Below are 24,411 nucleotides of genomic sequence, written 5' to 3'. Positions count from 1 at the left end.
TCCTTCCTAGTTGTCGGTGTGCGGGTCGTCGTGGTCGGTGTCCACGGGCACCCCGAACTCCAGCGGCGGCGTGTCGAAGCAGCTGTGGTTGCCGGTGTGGCACGCCGCGCCGGTCTGATCGACCGTCAACAGCAGCGTATCGCCGTCGCAGTCGAGACTGATCCGGTGGACGTACTGGACGTGGCCGCTGGTCTCGCCCTTGACCCAATACTGCTGCCGCGAGCGGGAGTAGTAGGTGGCTCGGCGGGTGGCGAGGGTGCGTTCGAGCGCTTCGTCGTCCATCCAGGCCATCATCAGCACCTGACCGGTGCTGCGTTCCTGGGCGATGGCGGCGACGAGGCCGTCGTCGGTGCGCTTGAGTCGGGCGGCGAGTTCGGCGGGCAGCGCCATCATCGGTCCTGTCGGTCGCGGTCGGTGCGGACGGTGATGCCTTCGGCGGCCATCGCCGACTTCACGTCGCCGATGGTCAGTTCGCCGAAGTGGAAGACCGAGGCGGCCAGGACCGCGTCGGCGCCGGCGGCGACGGCCGGCGGAAAGTGTTCGACCTTCCCCGCACCGCCGCTGGCGATCACCGGGACGGCGACCGCGGCGCGCACGGCTTCGATCATGCGCAGATCGAAGCCCTCCTTGGTGCCGTCGGCATCCATCGAGTTCAGCAGGATCTCCCCCACGCCCAGCTCCTCGCCGCGACGCGCCCACTCCACGGCGTCGATGCCGGTGCTCTTGCGGCCGCCGTGGGTGGTCACCTCCCAGCCGGACGGGGTGGGCGGGTTGCCGGCGGGCACGGTGCGCGCGTCCACCGACAGGACGATGCACTGGGAGCCGAACCGCCGGCTCATCTCCTCGAGCACCTCCGGTCGCGCGATGGCCGCGGTGTTCACGCTCACCTTGTCGGCGCCGGCGCGCAGCAGGACGTCCACGTCGTCGACGGTGCGGATGCCGCCGCCGACGGTGAGCGGAATGAAGATCTGGTCCGCGGCCGCGCGCACCACGTCGATCATGGTGGCCCGACCCGAACTGGACGCGGTCACGTCCAGGAAGGTCAGTTCGTCGGCGCCCTCGGCGTCGTAGCGGGCCGCCAATTCCACGGGGTCACCCGCATCGCGCAGGTTCTCGAAGTTGACGCCCTTCACCACCCGTCCGCCGTCGACGTCCAAGCACGGGATGACTCGTGTCGCCAAGGTCATTTCGGTGGTCACTTCCTTCTGGTCAGGCAGGGTTGTTCGGGGGTTGGTAGGTCAGGGTGTGCGGCGACGGCCACGGGCCGTCGGCCAGGATCTCGAGCAGTTCGGCGTGCGCGCCGGGGGCCGCGGCGACCAGCGACGGCGTGGTGACCGTCCACGGTCGGCCGAAGATGTCGGTGGCGCTGCCGCCCGCCGCGCGGACCAGCACCACGCCGGCCGCGTGATCCCACGGGTGACGGCCGTAGGACACCGCACCGGCGAGTCGTCCGCCGGCCACGTACGCCATGTCGAAGCCGGTGCACCCGTGCACGCGGATCCGCGCATGACGACCGGTGATCTCGCGCTGCACGCGGGCACGCTGCGCACCCGGGAACCGGCCCTCCTGGTCGGCGTTGTACGAGACGTATCCGACGGCCTGTCCGTGCAGGCCCTCGCATGCGGCGAGCGGGGCGGCAGGCTCCCCGTTGATCAGGAGCGGACCGCCGCGGTGTGCCGCGAATCTCTGGCCCAGCGCCGGAATCCAGGTCAGGCCGATCACCGGTTCGCCGTCGACCACCAGTGCCACCAGCATGGCGGCCGACGGGAGTCCGGTCGAATAGTTGAAGGTGCCGTCGATCGGGTCCACCAGCCAGACGGCACCGACGCTGGGGTCCGGGCCGCCGAACTCCTCGCCGTGCACCGGGATCGACGTGCGTTCCTGCAACTGCTCGACGAAGCGTCGTTCCAGCGACAGGTCCATCTCGGTGGCGAAGTCGGTGCCGCGTTTGACCACCGCGCGGGGTGCGCCCAGACCGGCGAGGAACTCGTCGGCCGCCTCGTCCAGGATCGCCGTGGCCGTCGCCTGCAGCGCGGGCAGATCCAGCTCGCCGACCGGCGCCGGGGTCATCGCGCCACGGCCGCGACCGCCCCCAGCGCCTGCGGCAGGGTGAAGCGTCCGGCGTAGAGGGCCTTGCCGATGATGGCGCCCTCCACCCCGAGCGGCGCGAGTTCGGCGATCGCGACCAGGTCGTCGAGCGCCGAGATGCCGCCGGAGGCGACGACGGGGGCGTCGGTGCGGCGGGCGACCTGCTCGAGCAGCTCCAGGTTCGGGCCGGTGAGGGTGCCGTCCTTGCTGACGTCGGTCACCACGTAGCGGGCGCAGCCGTCGCGGTCGAGACGCTCGAGCACCTCCCAGATCTCGCCGCCCTCGGTGACCCAGCCGCGGCCGCGCACCCGGTAGACGCCGTTCTCGTCGCGGAGCACGTCCAGGCCCACCGCGATCCGGTCACCGTGCTCGGCGATCGCCTGGGCGCACCACTCCGGATTCTCGATCGCCGCGGTGCCCAGGTTGACCCGCGTGCAGCCGGTGGCCAGGGCCGCGGCCAGCGACGCGTCGTCGCGGATGCCGCCGGACAGTTCCAGCTTCAGGTTCAGTTCGGCGGCCACCTCGCTGATCAGGGCACGGTTGTCGCCGCGCCCGAAGGCGGCGTCCAGATCCACCATGTGGATCCACTCGGCGCCGTCACGTTCCCACGCCAGGGCGGCGTCGCGGGGCGAACCGTACGAGGTCTCCGACCCCGCGGCGCCCTGCACCAGGCGGACGGCTTGGCCGTCGACGATGTCGACCGCGGGCAGGAGTTCCAGGATCTGAGCCATCTGGTTGGAGTCTTCTCTCGAAATGGGTGGTTGGGCGAAAGCGGTTGGGCGGGAAGGGTTGTCGGTCGATCAGGATTCGGGGTGGTTCAGGTGTCGGGGTCGGTCAGGATTCGGGGTGGCGGCGGGACTTCAAGTGGTCGATCTCGTGCTGGACGTGTCGCAGCTCGCGACGCACCACCACCGCCATGACGATCAGCATCACCACGATGGCGCCGATCGCCACGCCGAGCGCCACCATCTCCACGGTGCGCGCCAGCCACCACACCAACGGTACGGCCACCACCAACACCAGGGCCGCGGCGCCGAGTGCTCGCGCAACCATGCGGCCGAACGAGAAGTGCTCGGCGGCGCCGCCCGCATGGTTCACAGCGTCGCCACCCAGTTGCGCAGCAGCGCCGCGCCGACGTCCCCGGACTTCTCCGGGTGGAACTGCGTGGCCCACAGCGGACCGTTCTCCACCGCCGCGAGGAACGGGGCGCCGTAGTCGGTCCAGGCCAGCTTCGGCGCGGTCAGCGGCGAGCCGACATTGTCGAGCTCCCAGGTCTGCGCCGCATACGAGTGGACGAAGTAGAAACGGGCGTCCGGGTCGATTCCGGCGAACATCGCCGAGTCGTCGGGGCGTTCGACGGTGTTCCAGCCCATGTGCGGCAGCACCGGCGCGGGCAGGCGGGTCACCGCGCCCGGCCACTCGCCGCAGCCCTCGGTTTCCACGCCGAACTCGACGCCCTGCTCGAACAGCACCTGCATGCCGACGCAGATGCCGAGCACCGGGCGACCGCCGGCCAGTCGTCGGCCGATGATCCGATCGCCGCGCACCGCGCGCAGCCCGGCCATGCAGGCCGCGTAGGCACCGACGCCGGGGACCAGCAGACCGTCGGCCTCCACCGCCGTCGCGAAATCGGTGGTCACCTCCACCTCGGCCCCGGCGCGTTCCAGGGCGCGCTGGGCGGAGCGGATGTTGCCCGAGCCGTAGTCGAGCAGCACCACCGACGGCACGCGAGCGGTCACAGGGTGCCCTTGGTGGACGGGATACCGGTGACGCGCGGATCGGGTTCGACGGCTGCGCGGAGGGCCCGCGCGACGGCCTTGAACTCGGCCTCGGTGATGTGGTGCGGGTCGCGGCCGTACAGCACGCGCACGTGCAGCGCGATGCGGGCGTTGAGCGCCAACGACTCCCACACGTGCTGGTTGATCACGGTGGCGTACGAGGTGACCGGCCCGGCGTCGCCGCCCGAGTAGCCGCCGATCACGGTGGTCAGCATCTGATCGGGCTCGCCGGTGAAGACGCAGTACGGGCGGCCGGAGACGTCGACGATCGCCTGCGCGAGGGTCTCGTCCATCGGGATCCAGGCGTCGCCGAACCGGCGGATGCCGCGCTTGTCGCCGAGCGCCTCGGCGATGGCCTGGCCGAGCACGATCATGGTGTCCTCGACCGTGTGGTGCGCCTCGATCTCGATGTCGCCGACGGCCTGCACGGTGAGGTCGAAGCCGCCGTGCGCGCCGAACGCGGTGAGCATGTGGTCGAAGAACGGCACCCGGGTGGAGATGTCGGTGACGCCGGTGCCGTCGAGGTTGATCTCGACGGTGATCGACGATTCGCGGGTGGTTCGCTCGATGCGGGCGATACGGCTCATGAGACGGCCTTTCGGTCGGTGGCGGCGAGGGCGCGGCTGACGTCGAGGAAGACGTCGTTCTCGGCGGGCAACCCGATGGTCGCACGCAGGCGACCGGGGATCCCGACGTCGCGGATCAACACGCCGTGGTCGAGGTAATGCTGCCAACTCGCGGGCGCATCGGCGAATTCGCCGAACAGCACGAAGTTGGCGTCGGAGGCGATCACGTCGTAGCCCATCGCGGTGAGCGCCGCCGTGACCCGCTTGCGTTCGGCGACGATCGCCGCCACACCGGCCAGCGTTTCGGTGCTGTGGCGCAGCGCGACGCGCGCGGCGGCCTGAGTGAGCACCGACAGGTGGTACGGCAGGCGCACCAGCAGCAGGGCGTCGATCATCGCGGGCGCGGCGGCCAGGTAGCCGAGGCGGCCGCCGGCGAAGGCGAAGGCCTTGCTCATGGTGCGCGAGACGATCAGGCGGGCCGGGTACTCGTCGATCAGGGTGGTGGCGCTGGGCTGGTCGGAGAACTCGCCGTAGGCCTCGTCGACGATCACGATGCCGGGGGCGGCGTCCAGGATGCGGCGCAGGTCGGCGATCGGGACGCTGCCGCCGGTCGGGTTGTTGGGCGAGGTCACGAAGACCACGTCCGGGGCCTGCGCGGCGATCTCGCCGACCGCGTAGTCCACATCCAGGCCGAAGTCAGCGGCGCGTTTGCCGTCGAGCCAGGTGGTCTCGGTGCCGTCGGAGATGATCGGGTGCATCGAGTACGACGGCGTGAAGCCGAGCGCGGTGCGCCCGGGACCGCCGAAGGCCTGCAGGATCTGCTGCAGGATCTCGTTGGAACCGTTGGCGGCCCACACGTTCTCGTAGGTCAGCGCGACCCCGGTGGCGTCGGTCAGGTAGTCGGCGAGGTCGGTGCGCAGCGCGACGGCGTCGCGGTCCGGGTAGCGGTGCAGCGCCCGCGCGCAGTCGGCGACGGCGTCGGCGACGTCCTCCACCAGCGCCGGGCTCGGCGGGTGCGGGTTCTCGTTGGTGTTGAGCACCACCGACACCTGCAGCTGCGGCGCACCGTACGGGCTCTTGCCGCGCAGGTTGGCGCGCAGCGGCAGGTCGTCGAGCGTCACCCGCGCGCCGGGCGTCGTCGGCTGAGCGGTCACGCGGTGCCCCCGAACCGCGCGGTCACCGCTTCGCCGTGGGCGGGCAGGTCCTCGGCGTTCGCGAGGGTGACCACGGCGTCGGCGACGTCGGCGAGGGCGTCCCGGTCGTAGTCGATGATGTGCACGCCGCGCAGGAAGGTCTGCACCGACAGGCCCGACGAGTAGCGCGCCGAACCGGACGTCGGCAGGACGTGGTTGGACCCGGCGCAGTAGTCGCCGAGGCTCACCGGCGAGTAGGCGCCGACGAAGATCGCCCCGGCGCTGGTCACCCGGTCGGCCACCGCCTGCGCGTCGCGCGTCTGGATCTCGAGGTGCTCGGCGGCGTAGGCGTCGACCACGCGCAGCCCGGCCGCGAGGTCGTCGACCAGGACGACGCCCGATTGCGGACCGCCGAGAGCGGTGAGCACGCGTTCGCTGTGCTTGGTGGTGGCGGCGCGTTCGGCGACGGCCTCGTCGACGGCATCGGCCAGTGCCGCGCTGTCGGTGACCAGCACGGAGGCGGCGAGCACGTCGTGCTCGGCCTGGCTGATCAGGTCGGCGGCGATCATCGCGGGGTCCGCGGAGTCGTCGGCGAGGATGGCGATCTCGGTGGGGCCGGCCTCCGAGTCGATGCCGACCACGCTGCGGACCAGGCGCTTGGCGGCGGTCACGTAGATGTTGCCCGGGCCGGTGATGAGGTCGACCGGATCCAGCTCAGCGCCGTCGGTGTCGGTGCCGCCGTAGGCCAGCAGGGCCACGCCCTGCGCGCCGCCGACCGCCCACACCTCGTCGACGCCGAGCAGCGAGCAGGCCGCCAGGATCGTCGGGTGCGGCCAGCCGCCGAAGTCGGCCTGCGCGGGCGAGGCGACCACCAGCGAGCCGACGCCGGCCTCCTGCGCGGGCACCACGTTCATCACCACGCTCGACGGGTACACGGCGTTGCCGCCGGGCACGTACAGGCCCACGCGACGCACCGGGATCCACTTCTCGGCGACGGTGCCGCCGGGCGCCACCTGCGTGACGGTGGTCCGGCGACGCTGATCGGCGTGCACCTTCCGGGCCCGCCGGATGGCTTCCTCCAGGGCCGCGACCACGGCCGGGTCGAGGTCGGCGCGCGCCTGCGCGATCACCGCGGCCGGGACCCGCACGGAGGCGGGACGGACCTTGTCGAACTGCTCGGTGTAGTCCAGCGCCGCGCTCGCCCCGTGCTCGGCGATCGCCTCCACCACCGGCGTCACGACCGGCAGTACGGAGTTGATGTCGGTGCCTCCGCGCGGCAGGGCACGACGCAGCTGGCTCAGCGTGACGTCGGTACCGCGCAGATCGGTTCTGGCGAGCATGAAGTGGTTGTCCCTTGTCTCGGCGTGGAGTGTCCTTCTAGGATATGCGCCGCTCGCAAACTCTTTCCAACCAGGGAGCTCTGCGCTCGGCCCCACGTACGCTCCTCGCATGGCGTCGATGATCACGTTGCACATCCAGCTCGAGGAGATCGAGCCGCCCATCGTCCGAGAACTCCAGGTGAACGGCGACCTCTCGCTGGCCGACCTGCACACCGCGATACAGCTCGCCTTCGGGTGGCGCGAGCAGCACCTGCACCTCTTCGTCGACGCGCAGGACCCGCGCCGCGCGACCCGGCACTGGGGCGACCCGTACCAACTCGACGAGCTCGACCCGACGGGCTTCCGCCCGGAGGCCGAGGTGTCGATCGCCGCGGCCGTCGACGGCGGTCCGATCTGGTACGAGTACGACTTCGGCGACGGCTGGACCCACCGGATCACCGCCTCGGCACAGGCCACCGCGATCGGCGAGCTGCGACCGGTCACTCTCGTCGGCGGTCAGCGGCGCGGTCCCATCGAGGATTCCGGCGGTGCGTGGGGCTACACCGAGAAGCTCGCGATCCTCGCCGACCCCGACCATCCCGAGCACGCCGAGATCGCCGAATGGGTCGCCGAAGTGACCGGACCGTGGTTCCCGCCGACGCCGGAGACGTTCGACGTCGCGGCGATCCAGGCCGAACTCGACGACTACTTCGGCTATCGCGCCGACGAACGCGATCCACTGGACCTGTCCGGCCTCCTCGTCGCCGACGATCTGCACGGACCCGACGACCTGGCACCGGATGCCCTGCTCGCCGACTTCGCCTCCGGCCTCCCCGCCGGTATCCGGTCGGAATTCCGCCAGTACGTCCGGCGCACCGGCCTGCTCGATCCGGTCGACGTGTCGCCGGAGGTCCGCGCACAGCTGGTGGCACCGTTCGCGTGGCTGCTCGACGCGGTCGGCCCGGACGGCCTGACGCTGACCCAGGCCGGCTGGCTGCCGCCCGCCGTGGTGCGGGGCGGTATGACGACGCTCGGCTGGCACGAACCCCGGATCGGCTCGAGTACCCGCGAGCAATCCACCCCGCCGATCCGTAATCTGCGCGACGCGGCGACCCGGCTCGGGCTCGTCCGAAAACTGCGCGGCCGGCTGGTCCGCACCGGCCACGGCCACCGGGCGGCGGCCGGCACCGACGCACTGTGGGACGCGCTGACCTCGCGCATCCTGCACGCCCTCTCGCCGGGCGCTCAGGTCGCCGGGGCCGCGCTGCTGACGACCTACGCCGATGGGCGCGCGGCGCCGAATGCCTGGGCAGACGAACGCTGGCGGGATGTCGCGTACGCGCTCGACGTGTGCGGCTGGGAGCCCCGAGGAGAGGGCGACGACCGATTCGACCGTGGCTCGATCGGCGGGATCACGCTGCCCGTCAAGTTCGTCTTGAATTCGCTCGGCTCCACCGTGGGCGCGACCGGCTGGCCGCCCCCGCACGCCCTGGATCCGCACCTCGCCGACTTCGCCCGCGCCGTCCTGCACGGACCGGCCGGTATCCGCTCCGGCAGCACGACGCGCTACCGCTGAGGTCCGGCTCCCCCTATCGAGGCTCCGGGGTCCGGCGCATCGGGGTGTGCGGAATTCCGTCTTCGACGAACTCCGGGCCGTCGGGCCGGTAGCCGAACCGCGCGTACATGCCGACCAGGTGCGACTGCGCGTCGAGCACGCTCGTCCGGTCCCCGATCTCCTCGACGGCGGCCCGCATGAGGCGGCCGGTCAGGCCCCGCCCGCGCGCGGGCGGCGCGGTGCACGGAGGGATTCACCGGTCCATAGTGCAACAGCGGTTCGCATCGCCGCCGCCGTACGATCGGCACCATGCCGATGACACAGCCGACCGACGCCTCCGTCGACGAGTTCCTCGCCGCGGTGAGCGACGAGCGTCGTCGTACCGACAGTCAGGCGGTGTGCGCGCTGATGGGCGAGGTGACCGGGGAGCAGCCGCGGATGTGGGGCCCGTCGATGGTCGGGTTCGGGCATGCGCCGTACACCACCGCCGACGGCAAGAGCCACGACTGGTTCGCGATCGGCCTGGCGCCCCGCAAGGCGGCGTTGACCCTGTACGGCCTGACCTTCTACGGCTCCAACACCGACCTCCTCGACCACCTCGGACCGCATACCACCGGCAAAGGCTGCTTGTACATCAAGCGCCTCGACGCCGTGGATCACGATGTGCTCCGCGCGCTGATCACCCGCTCCTGGGAAGCCGCGCACCACTAACGCGACACGGGCCGTTGGTCGGTGATTGCCGCTAATCACCTGCCCTGTCTCGATAGAGAGGGCAGGGTGGTGGTCATCCCCGGCCGCGCTGCCCGGGCCTGTCGCAGCGTTGTTCCCACCAGGAGTTCCGGTGCCCGAGAAGATCACTGCCGCCGTCGTCACTGCGCTCGGCGCGCCTTTGGAGATCAGCGAGATCGACATGCCGACCCCCGGTCCCGGTCAGGCGCTGGTGAAGCTGGAGACCTCCGGCGTGTGCCACACCGACCTGCACGCCCGGAACGGCGACTGGCCGGTGAAGCCGTCGCCCCCGTTCGTGCCCGGTCACGAAGGCGTGGGTCGGGTGGCGGCCGTCGGCGACGGCGTGACCGAACTCGCGGTCGGCGACCTGGTCGGCAACGCGTGGCTGTGGTCGGCGTGCGGGGTGTGCGAATACTGCCGCACCGGCTGGGAGACGCTCTGCGAGAGCCAGCAGAACGGCGGCTACTCGGTGAACGGCTCGTTCGGCGAGTACATGCTGGTGGACGCCCGCTTCGCCGCCCGTGTCCCGGAAGGCCTGGATCCGGTGGAGGTGGCCCCGATCCTCTGCGCCGGCGTCACCGTCTACAAGGGCCTCAAGGTGGCCGACGTGCGGCCCGGCCAGTGGATGGTGATCTCCGGTATCGGCGGCCTCGGCCACGTCGCGGTGCAGTACGCCCGCGCGATGGGCATGCGGGTGGCGGCCGTCGACATCGCCGACGATAAGTTGGCACTCGCCCGCGAACACGGCGCCGAGGTGACGGTGAACGCCGCCGTCGAAGATCCCGTCGCCGCGATCACCGCGCAGACCGGCGGCGCGCACGGCGTGCTGGTCACGGCGGTGCACCCGCAGGCCTTCGGTCAGGCGATCGGCATGGCCCGCCGCGGCGGCACGATCGTCTTCGTCGGCCTCCCGCCCGGCGACTTCCCCGCCCCGATCTTCGACGTGGTCCTCAAGGGCCTCACCATCCGCGGCTCGATCGTCGGCACCCGGCAGGACATGGTGGAGGCGATCGACTTCTACGCCCGCGGCTTGATCAAGCCCACCGTCACGACCGCGACGCTCGCCGAGGTCAACGATGTGTTCGATCGAATGGAAGAGGGCGAGATCGAGGGTCGCATGGTCATCGACTACCGCTGACCTACCCGAGCCAGCCGCCCGCAGAGTGTGAGGTTGTGGTGCTCTGAGCGTCACAACCTCACACTCTGGCGAGCGCTCAGCCCAACTCGGCCCGGCGACTCGCCACAACCTCGACGAGTTGGCGCATGCACGACTCCAGTTCGTACGTCAGCTGGTGCCAGGTGAAGGAGAGGACGATCCAGCCGGCCGCGGCCAGCGCATTGCGTTTGGCCCGATCCCGGTCGAACTCCTTAACACTGCGGTGGAAGGCCCAGCCATCGATTTCTACGGCGATGCGTTCGGTCGGCCACGCGACGTCGATCCGCCACCGCCCGAACCGATGCTGCAGCACCCACCCGGTCAGCCGCTCAGCCTGCACAGCGCCGACGAATACCCGCTCGGCCGCCGATTCGGTGTCCCCGCCCGCGACAGACAGCGGAGTGGCCAACTCATCGACCAGACCGTGCCACCATGCCGCCGTGGTGCGGTCGGCGACTCCGCCGTGCGCGGCGGCCGCAACCCGGACCAGCGCGGCTTCGGAGTACTCGTGCGCAGCCGACCGAAAGACGCCTCGGGCCACGCGCAACCAGGCGCCCGAACGGATCCGCTTCTGAATCTGCGCTCGGCTCAACCCGCACGCGATCGCCCGCTGCGCGGTGATAACGCCGTCGTGCGATGCCAGTTCTGTCGCGACGGCGCCGATGTCTCCCATGCCCGGTTAGACGCGGTCACCCGCGCCTCCGGTTCCGCGACACGCGGGGACAGTTACCAGTCGAGGCCGAGGTCGAGGACGGTGACCGAGTGGGTGAGGGCGCCGACAGCGAGGTAGTCGACGCCGGTGCGGGCGTAGTCCATGGCCACGTCCAGGGTGAGGCCGCCGGACGATTCCAGCCTGGTGTCCGGGGACCGCTTGTCGCGGCGCTGGACGGCCATCTGCGTTTCCCACGGCTCGAAATTGTCCAGCAGCACCAGCTGCGGGTTCAGCGCGAGCACCTCATCGAACTGGGCGAGCGAATCGACCTCCACCTCCACCGGGAGGTCGGGGGCGGCCGCACGCACCGCTTCCAACGCGGCGGCCACGCCGCCCGCGGCGACGACGTGGTTGTCCTTGATCAGGGCGGCATCGCCGAGCCCCATGCGGTGGTTGACGCCGCCGCCGGCGCGCACCGCGTACTTCTGCAGGAAACGCAGACCGGGCAACGTCTTGCGGGAGTCGCGGATCTGCGCGGACGTACCCTCCACGGCGGCCACCCACTGCGCGGTCGCCGTGGCGATGCCCGACAGGTGGCACAGCAGGTTCAGCGCCGTGCGTTCCGCGGTCAGCAACGTGGTCGCCGGAGCGCGGAGCGCGAGCACCGTCTGCCCGGGCGCCACGACGCTGCCGTCGGCGAGTTCGGAGGTCACCGCGTAGTTGTCGGAGCCGATCACCAGGTCGAAGACGGCACGCACCACCGGCAGCCCGGCGATCACGCCGTGCTGCCGGCTGACGATGCGCGCGTCGGCGACCGTGTCGGCGGGGACGGTGGCCAGGGTGGTCACGTCCGCGCCGAAGCGCAGATCCTCGTCGAGCGCGGTGGCGATCAGCGCCAACAGCTCCTCGGTGACGGCGAAGTCCAGCTCCGCCGCCGGCCCCGCCTGTCCGATGAACGACTCGCCCACCGGGCTATTCACCGCCGCCGGGGTTGCCGATCTCGATCATCCGCTGCACACTCAACCGCGCCTTGGCGGCGATCTCCGGGTCGACGTGCACCTCGTCGCGCCCCTCGGTGAGGCACCGCAGCAGCGCGGCCGGGGTGATCATCTTCATGTACGGGCACGCCGCACGCGAGTTCACCGGCTGGAAGTCGACCTCCGGCGCGGCCTTGCGCAGCTGGTGCAGCATGCCGACCTCGGTGGCCACCAGGACCTGCTTGGCGGTCGACTCGCGGGCCGCGTCGATCATGCCGCCGGTGGAGAGGATCTTCACCTTCTCGTCGGGCACGGTGCCCTCGCCGGCGAGGTACAGCGCCGACGTGGCGCAGCCGCACTCGGGGTGGATGTACAGCTCGGCGTCCGGGTGGCTGTCGACCTGGTCGGTGAGCTCGTCACCGTTGATGCCGGCGTGCACGTGGCACTCCCCGGCCCAGATGTGGATGTTGTCGCGACCGGTCTCCCGCTTCACGTGGGCGCCGAGGAACTGATCCGGCAGGAACAGGATCTCGCGGTCCGGGTCGATCGACGCGACGACGTCGACGGCGTTCGACGACGTGCAGCAGATGTCGGTCAGCGCCTTCACCTCGGCGGTGGTGTTGACGTACGAGACGACCATCGCGTCCGGGTAGTCAGCCTTCCACTCGCGCAGCTGCTCGGCGGTGATCGAGTCGGCGAGCGAGCAGCCGGCCCGCTCGTCCGGGATCAGCACGCGCTTCTCCGGGCTTAGGATCTTGGCGGACTCGGCCATGAAGTGCACGCCGCAGAAGATGATCTCGTCGGCCTCCACCTCCGCGGCCACCCGCGACAGGCCCAGGGAGTCGCCCACGTAGTCGGCGATGTCCTGGATGGCCGGCAGCTGGTAGTTGTGCGCCAGGATCACCGCGTTGCGGGCCTTGGCGAGCCGCTTGATCTCGGCGGCCCACTCCGGCGTGGCCTCCACGCCGCCGTAGGCGGCCGGGATGGTGACGCCCGGGTCGGGCATGCCCAGATCGGTCTCGGTCCGGGTGATGATCGTTGAAGTCATGGCGACTGCTCCCTTCGCAGCGTCCCGCCCAGGCGGGCTGGCCTGAACAGGGTTTTCGACCATCGGTCGAAAACTACTGCTCGCCATGGTAACACCGGCCCGCACCGGCCTTGTTCCCGCCGCCGGGCGGTCGGCGGCGGCCGTTAGACTCAGCGCCATGGCGACGCCGACACCCGTCGAGGTGCTCAGTGCGGTCTTCCAGGTCCGTGAACCGACCGAGGGCCGCCCCACCCTGCACGTCCTGCTGTATCGCAGCGCCGTGGACGCACCGTGGTCCCTCCCCGGCGGCGACGTCGGCGCCCGCGAAACCCTCGCGGCCGCCGCGCGCCGACACCTCGGCGCACAGTGCGGCCTCACGCGGGTCGCCCACCTGGAGCAGCTGTCCATGCTGTCCGACCCCGACCGCATTCCGGACGTCCGCACCATCGCCGCGACCTATCTCGGACTGGTCCCCCGGGACGTCCCCGTCGAGCCGGCGACCGTCGATGCCGAGAACCCGGGCGCCGCGCGGTGGTTCGACGTCGACGAACTCCCCGACCTCGCCTACGACCACGCCGAGGTGGTCGACCTGGCCCGCGGCCGGATCGCCGGGAAACTGTCGTACACGAACCTCGCCTTCGCCCTGGCGCCCGCGCGGTTCGCGATGTCCGAGCTCTCCGAGATCTACGGCGCCGCGCTCGGCTATCACGTCGACGCCACCAACCTGCTGCGCGTCCTGTCCCGACGCGGCGTGGTGATCGCCACCGGCACGGTGGGACGCACCGGCCGCAGCGGCGGCCGCCCGCCCGCCCTGTACTCGTTCGCCGACGATTCGCTGGTGGTCACCGACGAGTTCGCGGCCCTGAAACCGCCCCCGTAAAACTCATCGAAAATTCGTTCGAAAAAGTGTTGCATCCACACCGGAGTGGGCGTAACTTGGAGCTAGAAGTCGAACGTACGTTCCCGCAGGGGGGTGATGATGCAGGCAGTGCTGCCGGAAACCGCCGCCGAACTCGCCGACCTGATCGACGCCGCCACCGAACGACTCGCCGTGGTCGGCCTCAGCCGCGAGACCGACCACGAGATGCTCGACGTGCTCAACCGCTGGGAGACCAGCCGCCGCAAGGCCGATAGTGTCTCCGCGCGCCTGCTCATCGAAGCGAGTGACCGCAACCTCGATCAGCTCGCCGGCTACCTGACCGTGCCGCAGTTGCTCGCGACCGGCCTGCGACTCGGCCGCGCCGAGGCCGCGCGCCGACGCACCGTCGCCCACGAGATCGGCCGCTACCGCAACCTGCAGGGCGAACTCCTCCCGCCGCGCCTACCGCTGTGCGCCCAGGCCGTGGCCGAGGGCGCCATCGACGCCCGGCACGTCGACGCGATCGTGCACATCATGGCCCAGATCCCCGCGGCCGTCGGGCAGACCGATCGCGATCGCGCCGAGCAGATACTGACCGACGCCGCCCGCAACGTGGCGCCCGACGATCTGCCCATGCTCGGCAACCGGATCCTGGCCCACCTCGACCCCGACGGTCACCTCACCGACGGCGCCGATCGGCGCCGTCAGCGCGGATTCACCCTGCGCCCGCAGGACCGCCGACTGATGAGCAAGGTCCGCGCCCTGCTGACCCCGGAGCTGCGGGCCAAACTCGAAGTGATCCTCACCGTGTGGGCCGCACCGGGCATGAACAATCCCGCCGACCCGGACTCCCCGCACGGTGCCGCCGACCGGCCCGACCTCGATCCGGCAGACCTGGAAGCGGCCGCCGGGCGCGACGACCGACTGCCCGCCCAGCGCAATCACGACGCGCTGCTGGCGATGTGCGACTACCTCCTCGGCCACGGCGCCCTGGGCCGCCCCGGTCGGATTCCCGCCCAGTTGGTGATCACCACCACCGAGGCCGAACTCGCCGCCCGCGCGGGCACCGCGGTCACCGCCACCGGATCGCGAGTGCCGGTCGCCGACCTGGTCGACCTCGCTGCCGACGCCACCCCGTGGCTGGAGGTGTTCGCCGACCATTCCGCGGCGATCCTCTACCTGGGACGCGGCCGACGGCTGGCCACCCTGGCACAGCGGCTGGCGCTGTTCGGCCGCGACCGCGGCTGCACCATGCCCGGCTGCCGCCGACCGTTCGCACAGACCGAGGCGCATCACCTGCCCGCGTGGCAGCACGGCGGCCCCACCGACGTCGACCATCTCGGCGCGGCCTGCGGTCCGCACAATCGGCGGGAGGGCCACTCCCCGGGTCAGTGGGAGTCGACGATCCTGGCCGACGGGCCCGATGCGGGCCGCGTCGCCTGGCGACCGGCCGGCCGCGACGCGCCGTGGCGGGTCAATCCACTCCATCACCCGGAGCTGCTGATCCGGCCCGCACTCCTGCCCGATCCCCCGCCCCTACGCCGACGCCGTGACCACGGCTCCGTGGTGGAGCGTCTCCTGTCCTGCGACGTGCGGATTCATCGGCCGCCGATCGTCGTCGACTTTCACCGGCGGGAGTGAGCCGCACGGCGATACCCACCAGTGCGGTACTAGGCGCGCGCCCCCGGATAGCTCCAACCGGCGGGCGGCTGCGGCATGTCCGGGGCCGGTTCGGGAAAGCCGCCGGCCCCGTCGATCCCGTCGGACGACTGCCCCGTGGGCAGCCAGGCGTTGTCGCTGGAACCGGCAGCGCAGACGAAGTACATCAGCGCGGCGACGCCCGGCGCGCAGATCAGCAGCAGCCACGGCGCCGACAGCGCGTTCCAGCCCGCGCCGGTCAGCCACAGGCTGTCGACCAGCTGGTAGGTGCCCGGCGTGTGCGGGTCGATATCACCCGCGCGCGCACCGGCGACGGCCCCGCCCACCTCCATCGCGATGCCCGACGCCACCAACGCCAGACCGACCGCGAACAGCAGTCCACTCACGCCGCGCGCCGGGCGCAGCACGAACCACACCGCGAGCCCGCACACCGCACCGAACGCGAAGGTCATGAGCGCGAAGATCGCCGGACCGCTGAACAGCAGTGCCGATTCCGACGGCGGCATCCCGGCGGTCGTGTCGGTCACCGTGAGCTCGGCGTACGGGATCACGAAGGCCCACAGGACACCGAGCAGCGCACCGAGCACCAGCAGCACCACGGCCACCAGCAGCGGCCGCACCCGCGGCGACGCCAGGGCCGTCATCGCTGTTCCAGTTCCGCCGAGTCCAAGGTCCCGTGCCGGGAGCAGCGCGCCGTCCAGCCGTCCGGGACCACCTGCACCACCATCCGCCGACCGCACTGGCCGCAGTAGCGGGGCGGCTCCAAGCCCATCCGTGCCGCCGTCGGCACCGCGTCCGGGGACTGGAGTTCGAGTTCCAGTCCGGTGTAGACGCCGTAGCGCAGGGGCTGGGCCAGCGGTCCGGGCACCGTGATCATCGGTTCTCCTTCGATTCGCGTCCTCGACGCTACAGGGGGCCCTGATCAGAGGGTGTCGTTGAGGGCCTTGATGGGCATGCTCAGATCGTCGAGCAGATCCAGATCGGCCTCGGCCGGCCGGCCGAGCGTGGTCAGGTAGTTGCCGACGATCACCGCGTTGATACCGCCCAGCATGCCCTGCTTGGCGCCCAGGTCGCCGAGCGTGATCTCGCGGCCGCCGGCGAAGCGCAGGATGGTGCGCGGCAGCGCGAGGCGGAAGGCGGCGACGGCCTTGAGCGCTTCGGCGGCGGGCAGCACGTCGAGGTCGCCGAACGGGGTGCCCGGGCGGGGGTTGAGGAAGTTCAGCGGCACCTCGTCGGGGTCGAGCACGGCCAGTTCGGCGGCGAACTCCGCGCGCTGCTCCACCGTCTCCCCCATGCCGAGGATGCCGCCGCAGCACACCTCCATGCCGGCCTCGCGGACCATGCGCAGGGTGCTCCACCGCTCGTCATAGGTGTGCGTGGTGACCACGTTCGGGAAGTGGCTGCGCGCGGTCTCGAGGTTGTGGTTGTAGCGGTGCACACCCATCGCGGCGAGCTCGTCGACCTGCTCCTGGGTCAGCATGCCGAGGCTGCAGGCGATCTGGATGTCCACCTCGTTGCGGATGGCTTCGATACCGGCGGCCACCTGCGTCATCAGGCGCTTGTCCGGTCCGCGGACGGCGGCCACGATGCAGAACTCGGTGGCACCACTCTTGGCGGTCTGCTTGGCGGCTTCGACCAGCGACGGAATGTCGATCCACGCGCTGCGCACCGGCGAGGCGAACAGGCCGGACTGGCTGCAGAAGTGGCAGTCCTCCGGGCAGCCGCCGGTCTTCAGCGAGATGATGCCCTCCACCTCCACCTCCGGACCGCAGTGGCGCAGCCGGACGTCGTGGGCCAGTTGCAGCAGCTCGGGTAGCCGCTCCTCGTCCAGATTCAGCACCTGCAGGAGCTGGTCGTAGTTCAGTCCGACGCCGTCGTCGAGCACCTGCGTGCGCGCGAGGTCCAGGATGTCCCGATCGGCGGCGGTGTCGTCGAGCGACGGGGATGCGGTGGTGATGGTCATGCGTTCTCCTTGGTGAAGTCGGGACGGGCGGGGGCCGCCCAGAGCGGCGGGCCGGTGAACCAGGTCGGCGCTGCCGCCTGGAAGTGCTGGGGTGCGGCCGCGCCCATCCCTGCCGGGACGGCGGCGACCACGGGCACCCCGGTGAGCCGGGGCAGATCGTCGCGGTTGCAGGTCATCGCCAGGTCCGGAGCCTCCGGCCAGGCGCCGAGGATCAGACCGGCCACCCCGACACCGGCCGCGCGCAGCGCGTCGACGGTGAGTTCGGTGTGGTTCAGCGTGCCCAGTCCGGGGTCGGTCACCACCACCGCCGGCGCATCGAGTGCGACGGCGATGTCGAGCAGGGTCAGGTCCGGGGCGAACCGCACCAGGACCCCGCCGGCCCCCTCGACGAGGACCAGGTCGGAGTCGACGGCCAGCCGCCGCACGGCCGCACAGATCGCGTCGAGCGTCAGCAACGGTGCGCCGGCCCGGCGCGCCGCCGTCTCCGGGGCGAGCGGCTGCCGGTACCGCGCCACCTCCGCGGTCGGCAGGTCCCCGACCAGGTCGGTGACCACCGCCAGATCGCCCGACTCGTGCGGTCGCACGCCGGTCTGCGCGGGCTTGCAGACCGCCACGCGCAGCCCGTCGGCCCGCGCCGCCGCGGCCAGGGCGGCCACCGCGATCGTCTTGCCCACATCGGTGGAGGTGCCGGTCACCACCAGGATCTGCGTCATCGCGCACCCACCGATTCCAGCGCGCGGTCCACCACGGCGGCCACCGACAGCAGCGTCGCGGGGGCCAGGTCGGCGCGAATCGTGACGCGTAGCCGGGAGGTGCCCGCGGGCACCGACGGCGGCCGGAAGCAGCCGACGAGAATTCCCTCGGCACGACAGTGCTCGGCGGCCGTCACGGCGGCGACCGGATCGCCGACGATCAACGAGACCACCGCCGACTGCGGCGCCAGCGCCCCGACCGCGTCGGCGAACGACTGCACGGAGCCGCGCAGGGTCTGCGGCAGCTGCGGATCAGCGCGGAGCACACCGAGGGCGGCGTGCGCCCCGGCGACGGCCGCCGGATTGAGTCCGGTGTCGAAGATGAAGCTGCGGGCGCGGTCGATCAGGTGCGCGCGCAGCGCGGTACTGCCGGCGACGAACCCGCCTTGCGCGCCAAGGGATTTGGAGGCGACGCCGGTCACCACCAGGCCCGGCGCTCCGGACAGTCCACACTCGGCCACCACACCGCGGCCGCCCGGACCGCGGACGCCCACCGCGTGGGCCTCGTCGACCAGCAGCGTGGCGCCGAGATCGTTTGCGGCGCTGTACAACTCGGCGATCGGCGCGACTTCGCCGTCGATGCTGTAGATGGAGTCGGTCACCACCAGCGCGCGCTGCTCGGCGCGACCGGCGAGAGCACGACGGACCGCGTCGACGTCGCCGCGCTCGACCACCACGACGCGGGCCCGCGACAAGCGGCACCCGTCGATCAGCGAGGCGTGCGCGCCGGTGTCGCTGACGATCAGATCGCCGCGACCGGCCAGCGCGGTGACCGCACCGAGGTTGGCCAGGTAGCCCGACGAGAACACCAGTGCCGCAGGGGTTCCGAGGAAGTCGGCGAGGTCGTCCTCGAAATCCAGGTGCGCTTGGGTGGTGCCGACGACCAGACGTGACGAGGTGGACCCGGCGCCCCACGTCGCCACCGCATCCTGCGCGGCGGCGATCACCGCGGGATGGCGGGACAGCCCCAGGTAGTCGTTGGAGGCCAGGTTGATCTCGGTGCCGGTCGCCGTGCGGGCCACCGGCTGCCGGTGCAGCCCGGCGGCGGCGATGGCGGCGGCCTCGTCGGTGAGCCAGCTCAGCGGATCGGCGTGCACGACGGTCATGCGCTCACCGCCAGCACGTCCGTGCGGGCGGCGATGCTCGCCCGGGCCGCGGCGATCATGCCGTCGACGATCGCGTCGATCTCGTCGGCCGTGCAGAGGTAGGGCGGCATCGCGTAGATCAGATTCCGGAACGGCCGCAGCCACACGCCGCGCGCCACGGCGGCGTCGGTCGCGGCGACCATGTCGACGTCGTCGTCGAGTTCGATCACGCCGATCGCGCCGAGGGTCCGCACCTGCGCAATACCGGGCGCACCGGCGATGTGCGCCAGTCCGGCGGCCAGTCGTTCCCCGATCATCGCCACCTGCGAACGCCACGCGCCGTCGGCCAGCAGGCACAGCGACGCGCAGGCCACCGCGCAGGCCAGCGGGTTCGCCATGAAGGTGGGCCCGTGCGCCAGGCCGCCGGCCTCCCCCGCGCTGATCGTCTCGGCGATCTCGGCAGTGGTCAGCGTCGCGGCCAGCGTGAGATACCCGCCGGTGAGCGCCTTGCCGACGCACAGGATGTCCGGGCTGATCCCGGCGTGATCGACGGCGAAGAGCTCGCCGGTCCGGCCGAAGCCGGTGGCGATCTCGTCGCAGATCAGGAGTACGTCGTGGGCGTCGCACGCCCGACGCAGCTCGGCGATCAGCCGGGGCGAGTGGAACCGCATGCCGCCCGCGCCCTGCACCACCGGTTCGACGATGACGGCGGCGAGCTCGTCCGCATGGCGCGCCAACACGCGATCCAGCATGGCGGCGTAGCCGGCGTCGTACTCGCTCGGCGGCGCGTCTACGAACAGCTGCTCGGCCAGCACCCCGCGCCACATCGCGTGCATGCCGCCGTCCGGGTCGCACACGCTCATCGGGGCGAAGGTGTCACCGTGATAGCCGCCGCGCCAGGTGAGCAAGCGCTTCTTGCCCGGCAGTCCCCGACTGCGCTGGTACTGGATCGCCATCTTGATCGCGACCTCCACCGACACCGAGCCGGAATCGGCGAAGAAGACCTTGGTCAGCGGCGCGGGCGTGAGCTCGACGAGCGCGGTCGCCAGGGCCGCGGCCGGTTCGTGCGTCAGCCCGCCGAACATCACGTGCGACATCGACCCGAGCTGCCGCTGCACCGCGGCGTCGAGCACCGGGTGCGCGTATCCGTGCACCGCGGCCCACCACGAACTCATGCCGTCGATCAGCTCGACGCCGTCGCTCAGCCGCAGACGGACACCGGCGCACGAGGACACGACGCGCGGCACGGTGGTCGCGGGGAAGCCGCCGTACGGGTGCCACACGTGCGCCGCATCGGCGGCGACGATCTCGTGGGTCTGCACGTTCGGGCCTCCTCTGACCGCGGGCCGACCGGGGCGGTCGGCAGAATTACTGGACACCGTACAGGAGGCCCTGAACGCTGTACAGGAGGTGCCGCACCGATAAGGTGAGCCATGTGAGCACCACGCGAGGCGACATCCTCGATGCCGCACGCGGCATCCTCGCCCAGCACAGCCTGGCGGACCTGACCATGCGGCGACTGGCCACCGAGGTGGGCGTCCGACCCAACGCGCTGTACTGGCATTTCGCCGACAAGCAGACGATGTTGGCGGCACTGTCCGACGATCTGCTCGCCGACGTGCACGACGACGACACTCTGGACTGGGACGACGCCCTGGCCGCCGCGGCGCAGAACCTGCGCACCGCCCTGCTCGCCGTACCCGACAGCGCCGAAGTGGTCTCCTCCGCGTGGGCCTCGGGCCTGGCCACCGACGACCTCGCCGGTCGCCTCGCCGACCGCGCCGCCGGCGGCGGTCTGCCGGAGACGGCGGCCCGCGGCGTCGCGACCGCCCTCTGTCAGCTGATCGTCGGCCTGACCATCGAGGAGCAGACCCGCGCGCAGATGGAGCGCCTCGGCGCCACCGGTCCGTCGCAGCGCGACTTCGACGACGAGTTCGCCCAGGCCCTCGCCGTGATCCTCGCCGGCGCGCGCGCCGTCCGGCCCGTCGACACGCCCGCGGCCACCCCGTGAGCGCGCCGGACGGCGACCTGTACGAGCCGATCGCCACCTACCGGGTGCAGCTCACGCCGGACTTCGCGTTCGCCGAAGTGGTCGGGATCCTCGATCAGCTCGTGGAGCTGGGCATCTCCCACCTGTACCTGTCGCCGATCCTGCGTGCGATGCCCGGCTCCACCCACGGCTACGACTGGACGCCGCCCACGCAGATCTCCCCCGAGCTCGGCGGACTGGACGGGTTCCGCCTGCTGCGCGCGCACGCCCGCGCCGTCGGCATCGGCCTCCTCGTCGACATCGTGCCGAACCACGTCGGAATCCGTCTCCCCACCCAGAACGCCTGGTGGGCCGACGTGCTGCGGCACGGCATCGGCTCACCGTTCCTCGACTACTTCGACATCGTGCCGGTGACCCACGAGGGCCGGGACGACGTGATTCTACTGCCCTACCTCGGGAGTGAGAGCGACCTCGCGGACCTCACCGTCGACGAGGACGCCAACCTGCGCCTCCACGAGTGGGTACTCCCCACCACGCCCGGTTCCGCCGAACCCGACGACGACCCGCTCGAGGTCCTCGCGCGCCAGCACTACCGGCTGGTGCCGTCCACCTACAGCCTCCTGAGTTACCGCCGCTTCCTCGACATCGGCGAGCTCGCCGCCCTGCGCCCCGAGGTGCCCGAAGTCTTCGAAGCCACCCACGGCTGGCTGCGCTACCTGGCGAACGAGGACCTGATCGACGGGCTGCGCGTGGACCACCTCGACGGGCTCCGCGATCCGCGCGGCTATCTCCGCCGACTCCGCGACCTGATCGGCCCCGACCGTCTGCTGTACGTGGAGAAGGGCCTCGCGATCGGCGAGGACCTCGACCCGGAGCTGCCGGTCGACGGCACCACCGGCTACGACCAGCTGCAACGGATCGAAGCCGTGTTCACCGCGCCGCAGGGCATCATCGAGCTCGACGAGATCTACCTCTGGTTCACCGGCCAGCACGGCGACGGCGATCATCTCCGCGCGGAGGCCCGGCAACTGCGCGACGAGACCATGCGCAGCCGCTTTCCCACGCGCCTGCGCATGGCCAGCGCGGCGGTGGCCCTCGCCGCACCGTCGGTGCCGGCCTACGTGGTGGAGCAGGCGGTGGCCGCCTTCGCCGTCATGATCGACGTCAGTCGCGCCGACTACCCGCACCTGCGGCCCCGTGTGCTCGCCGCCATCGAGGAGGCACGCGCCGGGCTGCCGTCGGCCGACGCCGGGTTCGACGCGTTGGCCACCGCGTTCACACACCCCGAGGACTTTCCCGAGGCCGTCTTCCGGGTCAGCGAGCTCAGTGCGGTGGTCGCGGCCACCGCGATCGAGAACGTCGGCTTCCACCGCACCGCACGCCTGGTGTCCACGCAGGAACTCGGCTCCAATCCGCGGCATCCGACGATCAGCCGCTCCGCCTTCCACGAACAGAATCAGCGGCGGGCCCGCACCTGGCCGCGCGCGCTGACCGCCACCACCACCCACGACACCAAGCGCAGCGGCGACGTCCGCGCCCGCATCGCGGTGCTCGCGCAGGTGCCGCAGCGCTGGAACATGCTGGTCCGGCGGATCTGGGCCGACTACCCGCCGCCGCACCCGCGCACCGCGTACCTGCTGCTGCAGAACCTCGTCGGCATATGGCCGGAAGCGGGGCTGCCCGATGCCGACCTGCACGGGCGGTTGACCGCCTACGCGGCCAAAGCGATGCGGGAGGCGGCCGTCATCTCCTCGTGGACCGACCCGAATCCGGAGGCCGAGCAGCAGACGCAGGACTGGCTGACCGGGCTGCTGACCGGGCCGGCGGCCGCGGTGATCGGCGATTTCGTGGCGTTGATCGCCGCCACCGGCCGCGCCGAGTCGCTCTCCCGCACCGCCATCGCCCTGCTGGGGCCCGGCGTCGGCGATCTCTACCAGGGCGCCCAGTGGTGGGACGATGCGCTGACCGACCCGGACAATCGTCGACCGGTGGACCACTCCCGCGACCTCGAGCACCCCAAGGCCCGTCTGATCATCGACGCGCTCGCGGTACGACGTCGCCACCGCGCGGCGTTCGGGGTCGACGGCGACTACCGCGACGTGGTGGTCCGGGGTCGACGTGCCCGGCACGTGCTCGCCTTCAGCCGCAGCGCAGGCGACGCCGATCCCTCCGTGGTGGTGGTGGCCACGCGGTTGCTGCAGACCTTCGCGCCCGGCGCCGACCGCACCCATGCCGTCGTCGATCTGCCCGACGGGACCTGGTGCGACGTGCGCAGCGGGTGCGAACATTCCGGTGCGGTCCGCGCCGACGTGCTCCTGGAGGACCGGCCGGTGGCCATCCTCGAGCGCGTCCGCTGAGACGGCCCGACCCGATCAGCCCGCGGGCTGACCTTCCGCAGGTGCGGGTGCGGGCGCCGGCTGACCCGAGGACTCGCTGATGCCGGGCTGCACGATCATCCGGGCGACCAGCCACTTGCCGTCCTGCTTGGTCAGATCCAGCTGCAACAGCACCACCTGCTGCCCTCCGGCCGGCAGCGTCGGGCTGGTCCCGGTCAGCGTGGCCGCGACCACGGTGGTCGCCGACGTGTCGGTGAACGACTCCACCGTCGCCGAATTGACCTCCACCTTCATGTTGGAGAACTTGCCCTCGTCGAAGAACTGCACGGTGCTGCCGGCATCGGCCTCGACCCGCTCGCGCGCCTCGCCGGTGGTCAGCGGCACCACCACCGCCTTGATCTTCTCCGGAGTGGTGCCCGCGGCCATCATGGATTCGAAGTAGGTGGTGACGAACGACGACGCCGCAGACTTGGAGTCGTCGAAGGCGCTGAGCGTGCGCGACTTGGCCGTCAGCTGCCACGACAGCACCGCGATCGCGACGACCGCGGCCACGGCGACCAGGGCCAGACCGGCGGTCAGGAGGGCGCGCGCGGAGATCGTGAACTCACGACCGCCGGACGCGGCCGGGGCCGCCGACTCGGCGCGCCGGGCCGCCTTGGCCGCCACCCCGCTGTCCTTGGTTCCGCCGTCCTTGGTTCCGCTGTCCTTCGCGGGAGCGTCCGTGGTCACGTCGGAGGCATCCTCTGCCGGGGAATCCGAGCTCATACGTCCTTCATCATCTCGTTGG

26 protein-coding genes and 1 pseudogene are annotated in these 24,411 nt (G+C 71.4%); 7 read left to right on the top strand and 20 right to left on the bottom strand.

Annotated features, from left to right (window positions below; translation table 11 throughout):
• Positions 1-6: 6 nt before the first annotated feature.
• From hisI to hisD, 9 genes are all read right to left on the bottom strand, one after another.
• Complete coding sequence (gene hisI / locus ABD989_RS08430; protein WP_246997125.1) at positions 7-390, bottom strand: phosphoribosyl-AMP cyclohydrolase; 384 nt, start codon at positions 388-390, stop codon at positions 7-9.
• On the bottom strand, positions 390-1,187 hold the full coding sequence (gene hisF / locus ABD989_RS08425) for an imidazole glycerol phosphate synthase subunit HisF (protein WP_246997127.1): 798 nt from the start codon (positions 1,185-1,187) through the stop codon (positions 390-392). Before hisF ends, hisI begins: the two co-directional genes overlap by 1 nt.
• A 22-nt stretch (positions 1,188-1,209) precedes the next feature.
• Entirely contained in the window at positions 1,210-2,070 is an 861-nt protein-coding gene (locus ABD989_RS08420; RefSeq protein ID WP_246996458.1) for an inositol monophosphatase family protein, read from the bottom strand.
• Positions 2,067-2,819, bottom strand: coding sequence for a bifunctional 1-(5-phosphoribosyl)-5-((5-phosphoribosylamino)methylideneamino)imidazole-4-carboxamide isomerase/phosphoribosylanthranilate isomerase PriA (priA, locus tag ABD989_RS08415; RefSeq protein WP_345313148.1), 753 nt, complete (start codon positions 2,817-2,819; stop codon positions 2,067-2,069). The genes ABD989_RS08420 and priA overlap by 4 nt, the downstream gene beginning before the upstream one ends.
• Before the next feature lie 103 nt (positions 2,820-2,922).
• A complete protein-coding gene (locus ABD989_RS08410) occupies positions 2,923-3,186 on the bottom strand; it encodes a hypothetical protein (RefSeq protein WP_246996462.1) in 264 nt (87 codons plus the stop codon).
• Entirely contained in the window at positions 3,183-3,827 is a 645-nt protein-coding gene (hisH, locus tag ABD989_RS08405; RefSeq protein ID WP_345313147.1) for an imidazole glycerol phosphate synthase subunit HisH, read from the bottom strand. Before hisH ends, ABD989_RS08410 begins: the two co-directional genes overlap by 4 nt.
• Complete coding sequence (gene hisB, locus ABD989_RS08400; RefSeq protein WP_246996466.1) at positions 3,824-4,453, bottom strand: imidazoleglycerol-phosphate dehydratase HisB; 630 nt, start codon at positions 4,451-4,453, stop codon at positions 3,824-3,826. The genes hisH and hisB overlap by 4 nt, the downstream gene beginning before the upstream one ends.
• The gene (locus tag ABD989_RS08395; RefSeq protein ID WP_345313146.1) at positions 4,450-5,586 is read right to left on the bottom strand and encodes a histidinol-phosphate transaminase; all 1,137 of its coding nucleotides are present in this window, start codon (positions 5,584-5,586) and stop codon (positions 4,450-4,452) included. Before ABD989_RS08395 ends, hisB begins: the two co-directional genes overlap by 4 nt.
• The gene (gene hisD / locus ABD989_RS08390) at positions 5,583-6,905 is read right to left on the bottom strand and encodes a histidinol dehydrogenase (RefSeq protein WP_345313145.1); all 1,323 of its coding nucleotides are present in this window, start codon (positions 6,903-6,905) and stop codon (positions 5,583-5,585) included. Before hisD ends, ABD989_RS08395 begins: the two co-directional genes overlap by 4 nt.
• Positions 6,906-7,014: 109 nt before the next feature.
• On the opposite strand from hisD, the gene ABD989_RS08385 reads away from it, so the two are divergent.
• Positions 7,015-8,460: a plasmid pRiA4b ORF-3 family protein gene (locus ABD989_RS08385; RefSeq protein ID WP_345313144.1), complete on the top strand. Its 1,446-nt coding sequence runs from the start codon at positions 7,015-7,017 to the stop codon at positions 8,458-8,460.
• 13 nt (positions 8,461-8,473) lie between these two features.
• Here the strand turns inward: ABD989_RS08385 and ABD989_RS08380 are convergent.
• Positions 8,474-8,683, bottom strand: a pseudogene (locus ABD989_RS08380) (GNAT family N-acetyltransferase); the annotation flags it as partial.
• A gap of 65 nt (positions 8,684-8,748) precedes the next feature.
• Between ABD989_RS08380 and ABD989_RS08375 the strand changes: the two are divergent.
• Both ABD989_RS08375 and adhP read left to right on the top strand, forming a co-directional pair.
• Entirely contained in the window at positions 8,749-9,150 is a 402-nt protein-coding gene (locus tag ABD989_RS08375; RefSeq protein WP_345313143.1) for a DUF1801 domain-containing protein, read from the top strand.
• A gap of 199 nt (positions 9,151-9,349) precedes the next feature.
• Positions 9,350-10,306 carry an alcohol dehydrogenase AdhP gene (gene adhP, locus ABD989_RS08370; protein WP_345313195.1) on the top strand — a complete coding sequence of 319 codons (957 nt, stop codon included), beginning with the start codon at positions 9,350-9,352 and terminating at the stop codon, positions 10,304-10,306.
• A gap of 76 nt (positions 10,307-10,382) precedes the next feature.
• On the opposite strand, the gene ABD989_RS08365 is transcribed toward adhP, so the two are convergent.
• From ABD989_RS08365 to nadA, 3 genes are read right to left on the bottom strand one after another with little or no spacing between them, the layout of a single operon-like run.
• On the bottom strand, positions 10,383-10,997 hold the full coding sequence (locus ABD989_RS08365) for a type IV toxin-antitoxin system AbiEi family antitoxin domain-containing protein (protein WP_345313142.1): 615 nt from the start codon (positions 10,995-10,997) through the stop codon (positions 10,383-10,385).
• Positions 10,998-11,050: 53 nt separating this feature from the next.
• A complete protein-coding gene (gene nadC, locus ABD989_RS08360) occupies positions 11,051-11,944 on the bottom strand; it encodes a carboxylating nicotinate-nucleotide diphosphorylase (RefSeq protein WP_345313194.1) in 894 nt (297 codons plus the stop codon).
• Positions 11,945-11,948: 4 nt separating this feature from the next.
• Positions 11,949-12,959, bottom strand: a complete 1,011-nt coding sequence (gene nadA / locus ABD989_RS08355; RefSeq protein WP_345313193.1) for a quinolinate synthase NadA — start codon at positions 12,957-12,959, stop codon at positions 11,949-11,951.
• A gap of 199 nt (positions 12,960-13,158) precedes the next feature.
• On the opposite strand from nadA, the gene ABD989_RS08350 reads away from it, so the two are divergent.
• Positions 13,159-13,860: an NUDIX hydrolase gene (locus ABD989_RS08350; RefSeq protein ID WP_345313141.1), complete on the top strand. Its 702-nt coding sequence runs from the start codon at positions 13,159-13,161 to the stop codon at positions 13,858-13,860.
• Between the two features lie 99 nt (positions 13,861-13,959).
• The gene (locus ABD989_RS08345) at positions 13,960-15,480 is read left to right on the top strand and encodes an HNH endonuclease signature motif containing protein (RefSeq protein WP_345313140.1); all 1,521 of its coding nucleotides are present in this window, start codon (positions 13,960-13,962) and stop codon (positions 15,478-15,480) included.
• A gap of 29 nt (positions 15,481-15,509) precedes the next feature.
• Here ABD989_RS08345 and ABD989_RS08340 read toward each other — a convergent pair whose 3' ends face one another.
• The 6 genes from ABD989_RS08340 to ABD989_RS08315 are packed head-to-tail and all read right to left on the bottom strand — an operon-like array spanning position 15,510 to position 20,620.
• Entirely contained in the window at positions 15,510-16,142 is a 633-nt protein-coding gene (locus tag ABD989_RS08340) for a DUF2567 domain-containing protein (RefSeq protein WP_345313139.1), read from the bottom strand.
• On the bottom strand, positions 16,139-16,375 hold the full coding sequence (gene bsaP / locus ABD989_RS08335; protein ID WP_345313138.1) for a biotin synthase auxiliary protein BsaP: 237 nt from the start codon (positions 16,373-16,375) through the stop codon (positions 16,139-16,141). The genes ABD989_RS08340 and bsaP overlap by 4 nt, the downstream gene beginning before the upstream one ends.
• Positions 16,376-16,420: 45 nt before the next feature.
• On the bottom strand, positions 16,421-17,461 hold the full coding sequence (bioB, locus tag ABD989_RS08330) for a biotin synthase BioB (RefSeq protein ID WP_345313137.1): 1,041 nt from the start codon (positions 17,459-17,461) through the stop codon (positions 16,421-16,423).
• A complete protein-coding gene (bioD, locus tag ABD989_RS08325; protein ID WP_345313136.1) occupies positions 17,458-18,174 on the bottom strand; it encodes a dethiobiotin synthase in 717 nt (238 codons plus the stop codon). Before bioD ends, bioB begins: the two co-directional genes overlap by 4 nt.
• Entirely contained in the window at positions 18,171-19,319 is a 1,149-nt protein-coding gene (locus ABD989_RS08320) for an 8-amino-7-oxononanoate synthase (RefSeq protein ID WP_345313135.1), read from the bottom strand. Before ABD989_RS08320 ends, bioD begins: the two co-directional genes overlap by 4 nt.
• A complete protein-coding gene (locus ABD989_RS08315; protein ID WP_345313134.1) occupies positions 19,316-20,620 on the bottom strand; it encodes an adenosylmethionine--8-amino-7-oxononanoate transaminase in 1,305 nt (434 codons plus the stop codon). Before ABD989_RS08315 ends, ABD989_RS08320 begins: the two co-directional genes overlap by 4 nt.
• Positions 20,621-20,733: 113 nt before the next feature.
• Between ABD989_RS08315 and ABD989_RS08310 the strand changes: the two genes are divergently transcribed.
• Together ABD989_RS08310 and treY are read left to right on the top strand one after the other, a co-directional pair.
• The gene (locus tag ABD989_RS08310) at positions 20,734-21,309 is read left to right on the top strand and encodes a helix-turn-helix domain-containing protein (RefSeq protein ID WP_345313133.1); all 576 of its coding nucleotides are present in this window, start codon (positions 20,734-20,736) and stop codon (positions 21,307-21,309) included.
• A complete protein-coding gene (gene treY / locus ABD989_RS08305) occupies positions 21,306-23,645 on the top strand; it encodes a malto-oligosyltrehalose synthase (protein WP_345313132.1) in 2,340 nt (779 codons plus the stop codon). Before ABD989_RS08310 ends, treY begins: the two co-directional genes overlap by 4 nt.
• Before the next feature lie 15 nt (positions 23,646-23,660).
• Here the strand turns inward: treY and ABD989_RS08300 are convergent, their stop codons facing one another.
• Positions 23,661-24,389, bottom strand: coding sequence for a hypothetical protein (locus ABD989_RS08300; RefSeq protein ID WP_345313131.1), 729 nt, complete (start codon positions 24,387-24,389; stop codon positions 23,661-23,663).
• Positions 24,390-24,411: the final 22 nt, after the last annotated feature.

Source organism: Gordonia alkaliphila, from assembly GCF_039542465.1.
Classification (GTDB): domain Bacteria; phylum Actinomycetota; class Actinomycetes; order Mycobacteriales; family Mycobacteriaceae; genus Gordonia; species Gordonia alkaliphila.
The sequence above is the reverse complement of the archived record's forward strand: the minus strand, read 5'-3'. Positions and strand labels throughout refer to the sequence as shown.

Coding starts and splice junctions, on each gene's coding strand:
- nadA (WP_345313193.1), bottom strand. CDS start 12,959: ATGCCCGACCCGGGCGTCACCATCCCGGCCGCCTACGGCGGCGTGGAG.
- hisF (WP_246997127.1), bottom strand. CDS start 1,187: ATGACCTTGGCGACACGAGTCATCCCGTGCTTGGACGTCGACGGCGGA.
- ABD989_RS08385 (WP_345313144.1), top strand. CDS start 7,015: ATGGCGTCGATGATCACGTTGCACATCCAGCTCGAGGAGATCGAGCCG.
- ABD989_RS08300 (WP_345313131.1), bottom strand. CDS start 24,389: ATGAGCTCGGATTCCCCGGCAGAGGATGCCTCCGACGTGACCACGGAC.
- bioB (WP_345313137.1), bottom strand. CDS start 17,461: ATGACCATCACCACCGCATCCCCGTCGCTCGACGACACCGCCGCCGAT.
- ABD989_RS08320 (WP_345313135.1), bottom strand. CDS start 19,319: ATGACCGTCGTGCACGCCGATCCGCTGAGCTGGCTCACCGACGAGGCC.
- priA (WP_345313148.1), bottom strand. CDS start 2,819: ATGGCTCAGATCCTGGAACTCCTGCCCGCGGTCGACATCGTCGACGGC.
- hisI (WP_246997125.1), bottom strand. CDS start 390: ATGGCGCTGCCCGCCGAACTCGCCGCCCGACTCAAGCGCACCGACGAC.
- ABD989_RS08420 (WP_246996458.1), bottom strand. CDS start 2,070: ATGACCCCGGCGCCGGTCGGCGAGCTGGATCTGCCCGCGCTGCAGGCG.
- adhP (WP_345313195.1), top strand. CDS start 9,350: ATGCCGACCCCCGGTCCCGGTCAGGCGCTGGTGAAGCTGGAGACCTCC.
- hisB (WP_246996466.1), bottom strand. CDS start 4,453: ATGAGCCGTATCGCCCGCATCGAGCGAACCACCCGCGAATCGTCGATC.
- hisD (WP_345313145.1), bottom strand. CDS start 6,905: ATGCTCGCCAGAACCGATCTGCGCGGTACCGACGTCACGCTGAGCCAG.
- bioD (WP_345313136.1), bottom strand. CDS start 18,174: ATGACGCAGATCCTGGTGGTGACCGGCACCTCCACCGATGTGGGCAAG.
- ABD989_RS08345 (WP_345313140.1), top strand. CDS start 13,960: ATGCAGGCAGTGCTGCCGGAAACCGCCGCCGAACTCGCCGACCTGATC.
- ABD989_RS08340 (WP_345313139.1), bottom strand. CDS start 16,142: ATGACGGCCCTGGCGTCGCCGCGGGTGCGGCCGCTGCTGGTGGCCGTG.
- ABD989_RS08375 (WP_345313143.1), top strand. CDS start 8,749: ATGCCGATGACACAGCCGACCGACGCCTCCGTCGACGAGTTCCTCGCC.
- bsaP (WP_345313138.1), bottom strand. CDS start 16,375: ATGATCACGGTGCCCGGACCGCTGGCCCAGCCCCTGCGCTACGGCGTC.
- ABD989_RS08350 (WP_345313141.1), top strand. CDS start 13,159: ATGGCGACGCCGACACCCGTCGAGGTGCTCAGTGCGGTCTTCCAGGTC.
- ABD989_RS08365 (WP_345313142.1), bottom strand. CDS start 10,997: ATGGGAGACATCGGCGCCGTCGCGACAGAACTGGCATCGCACGACGGC.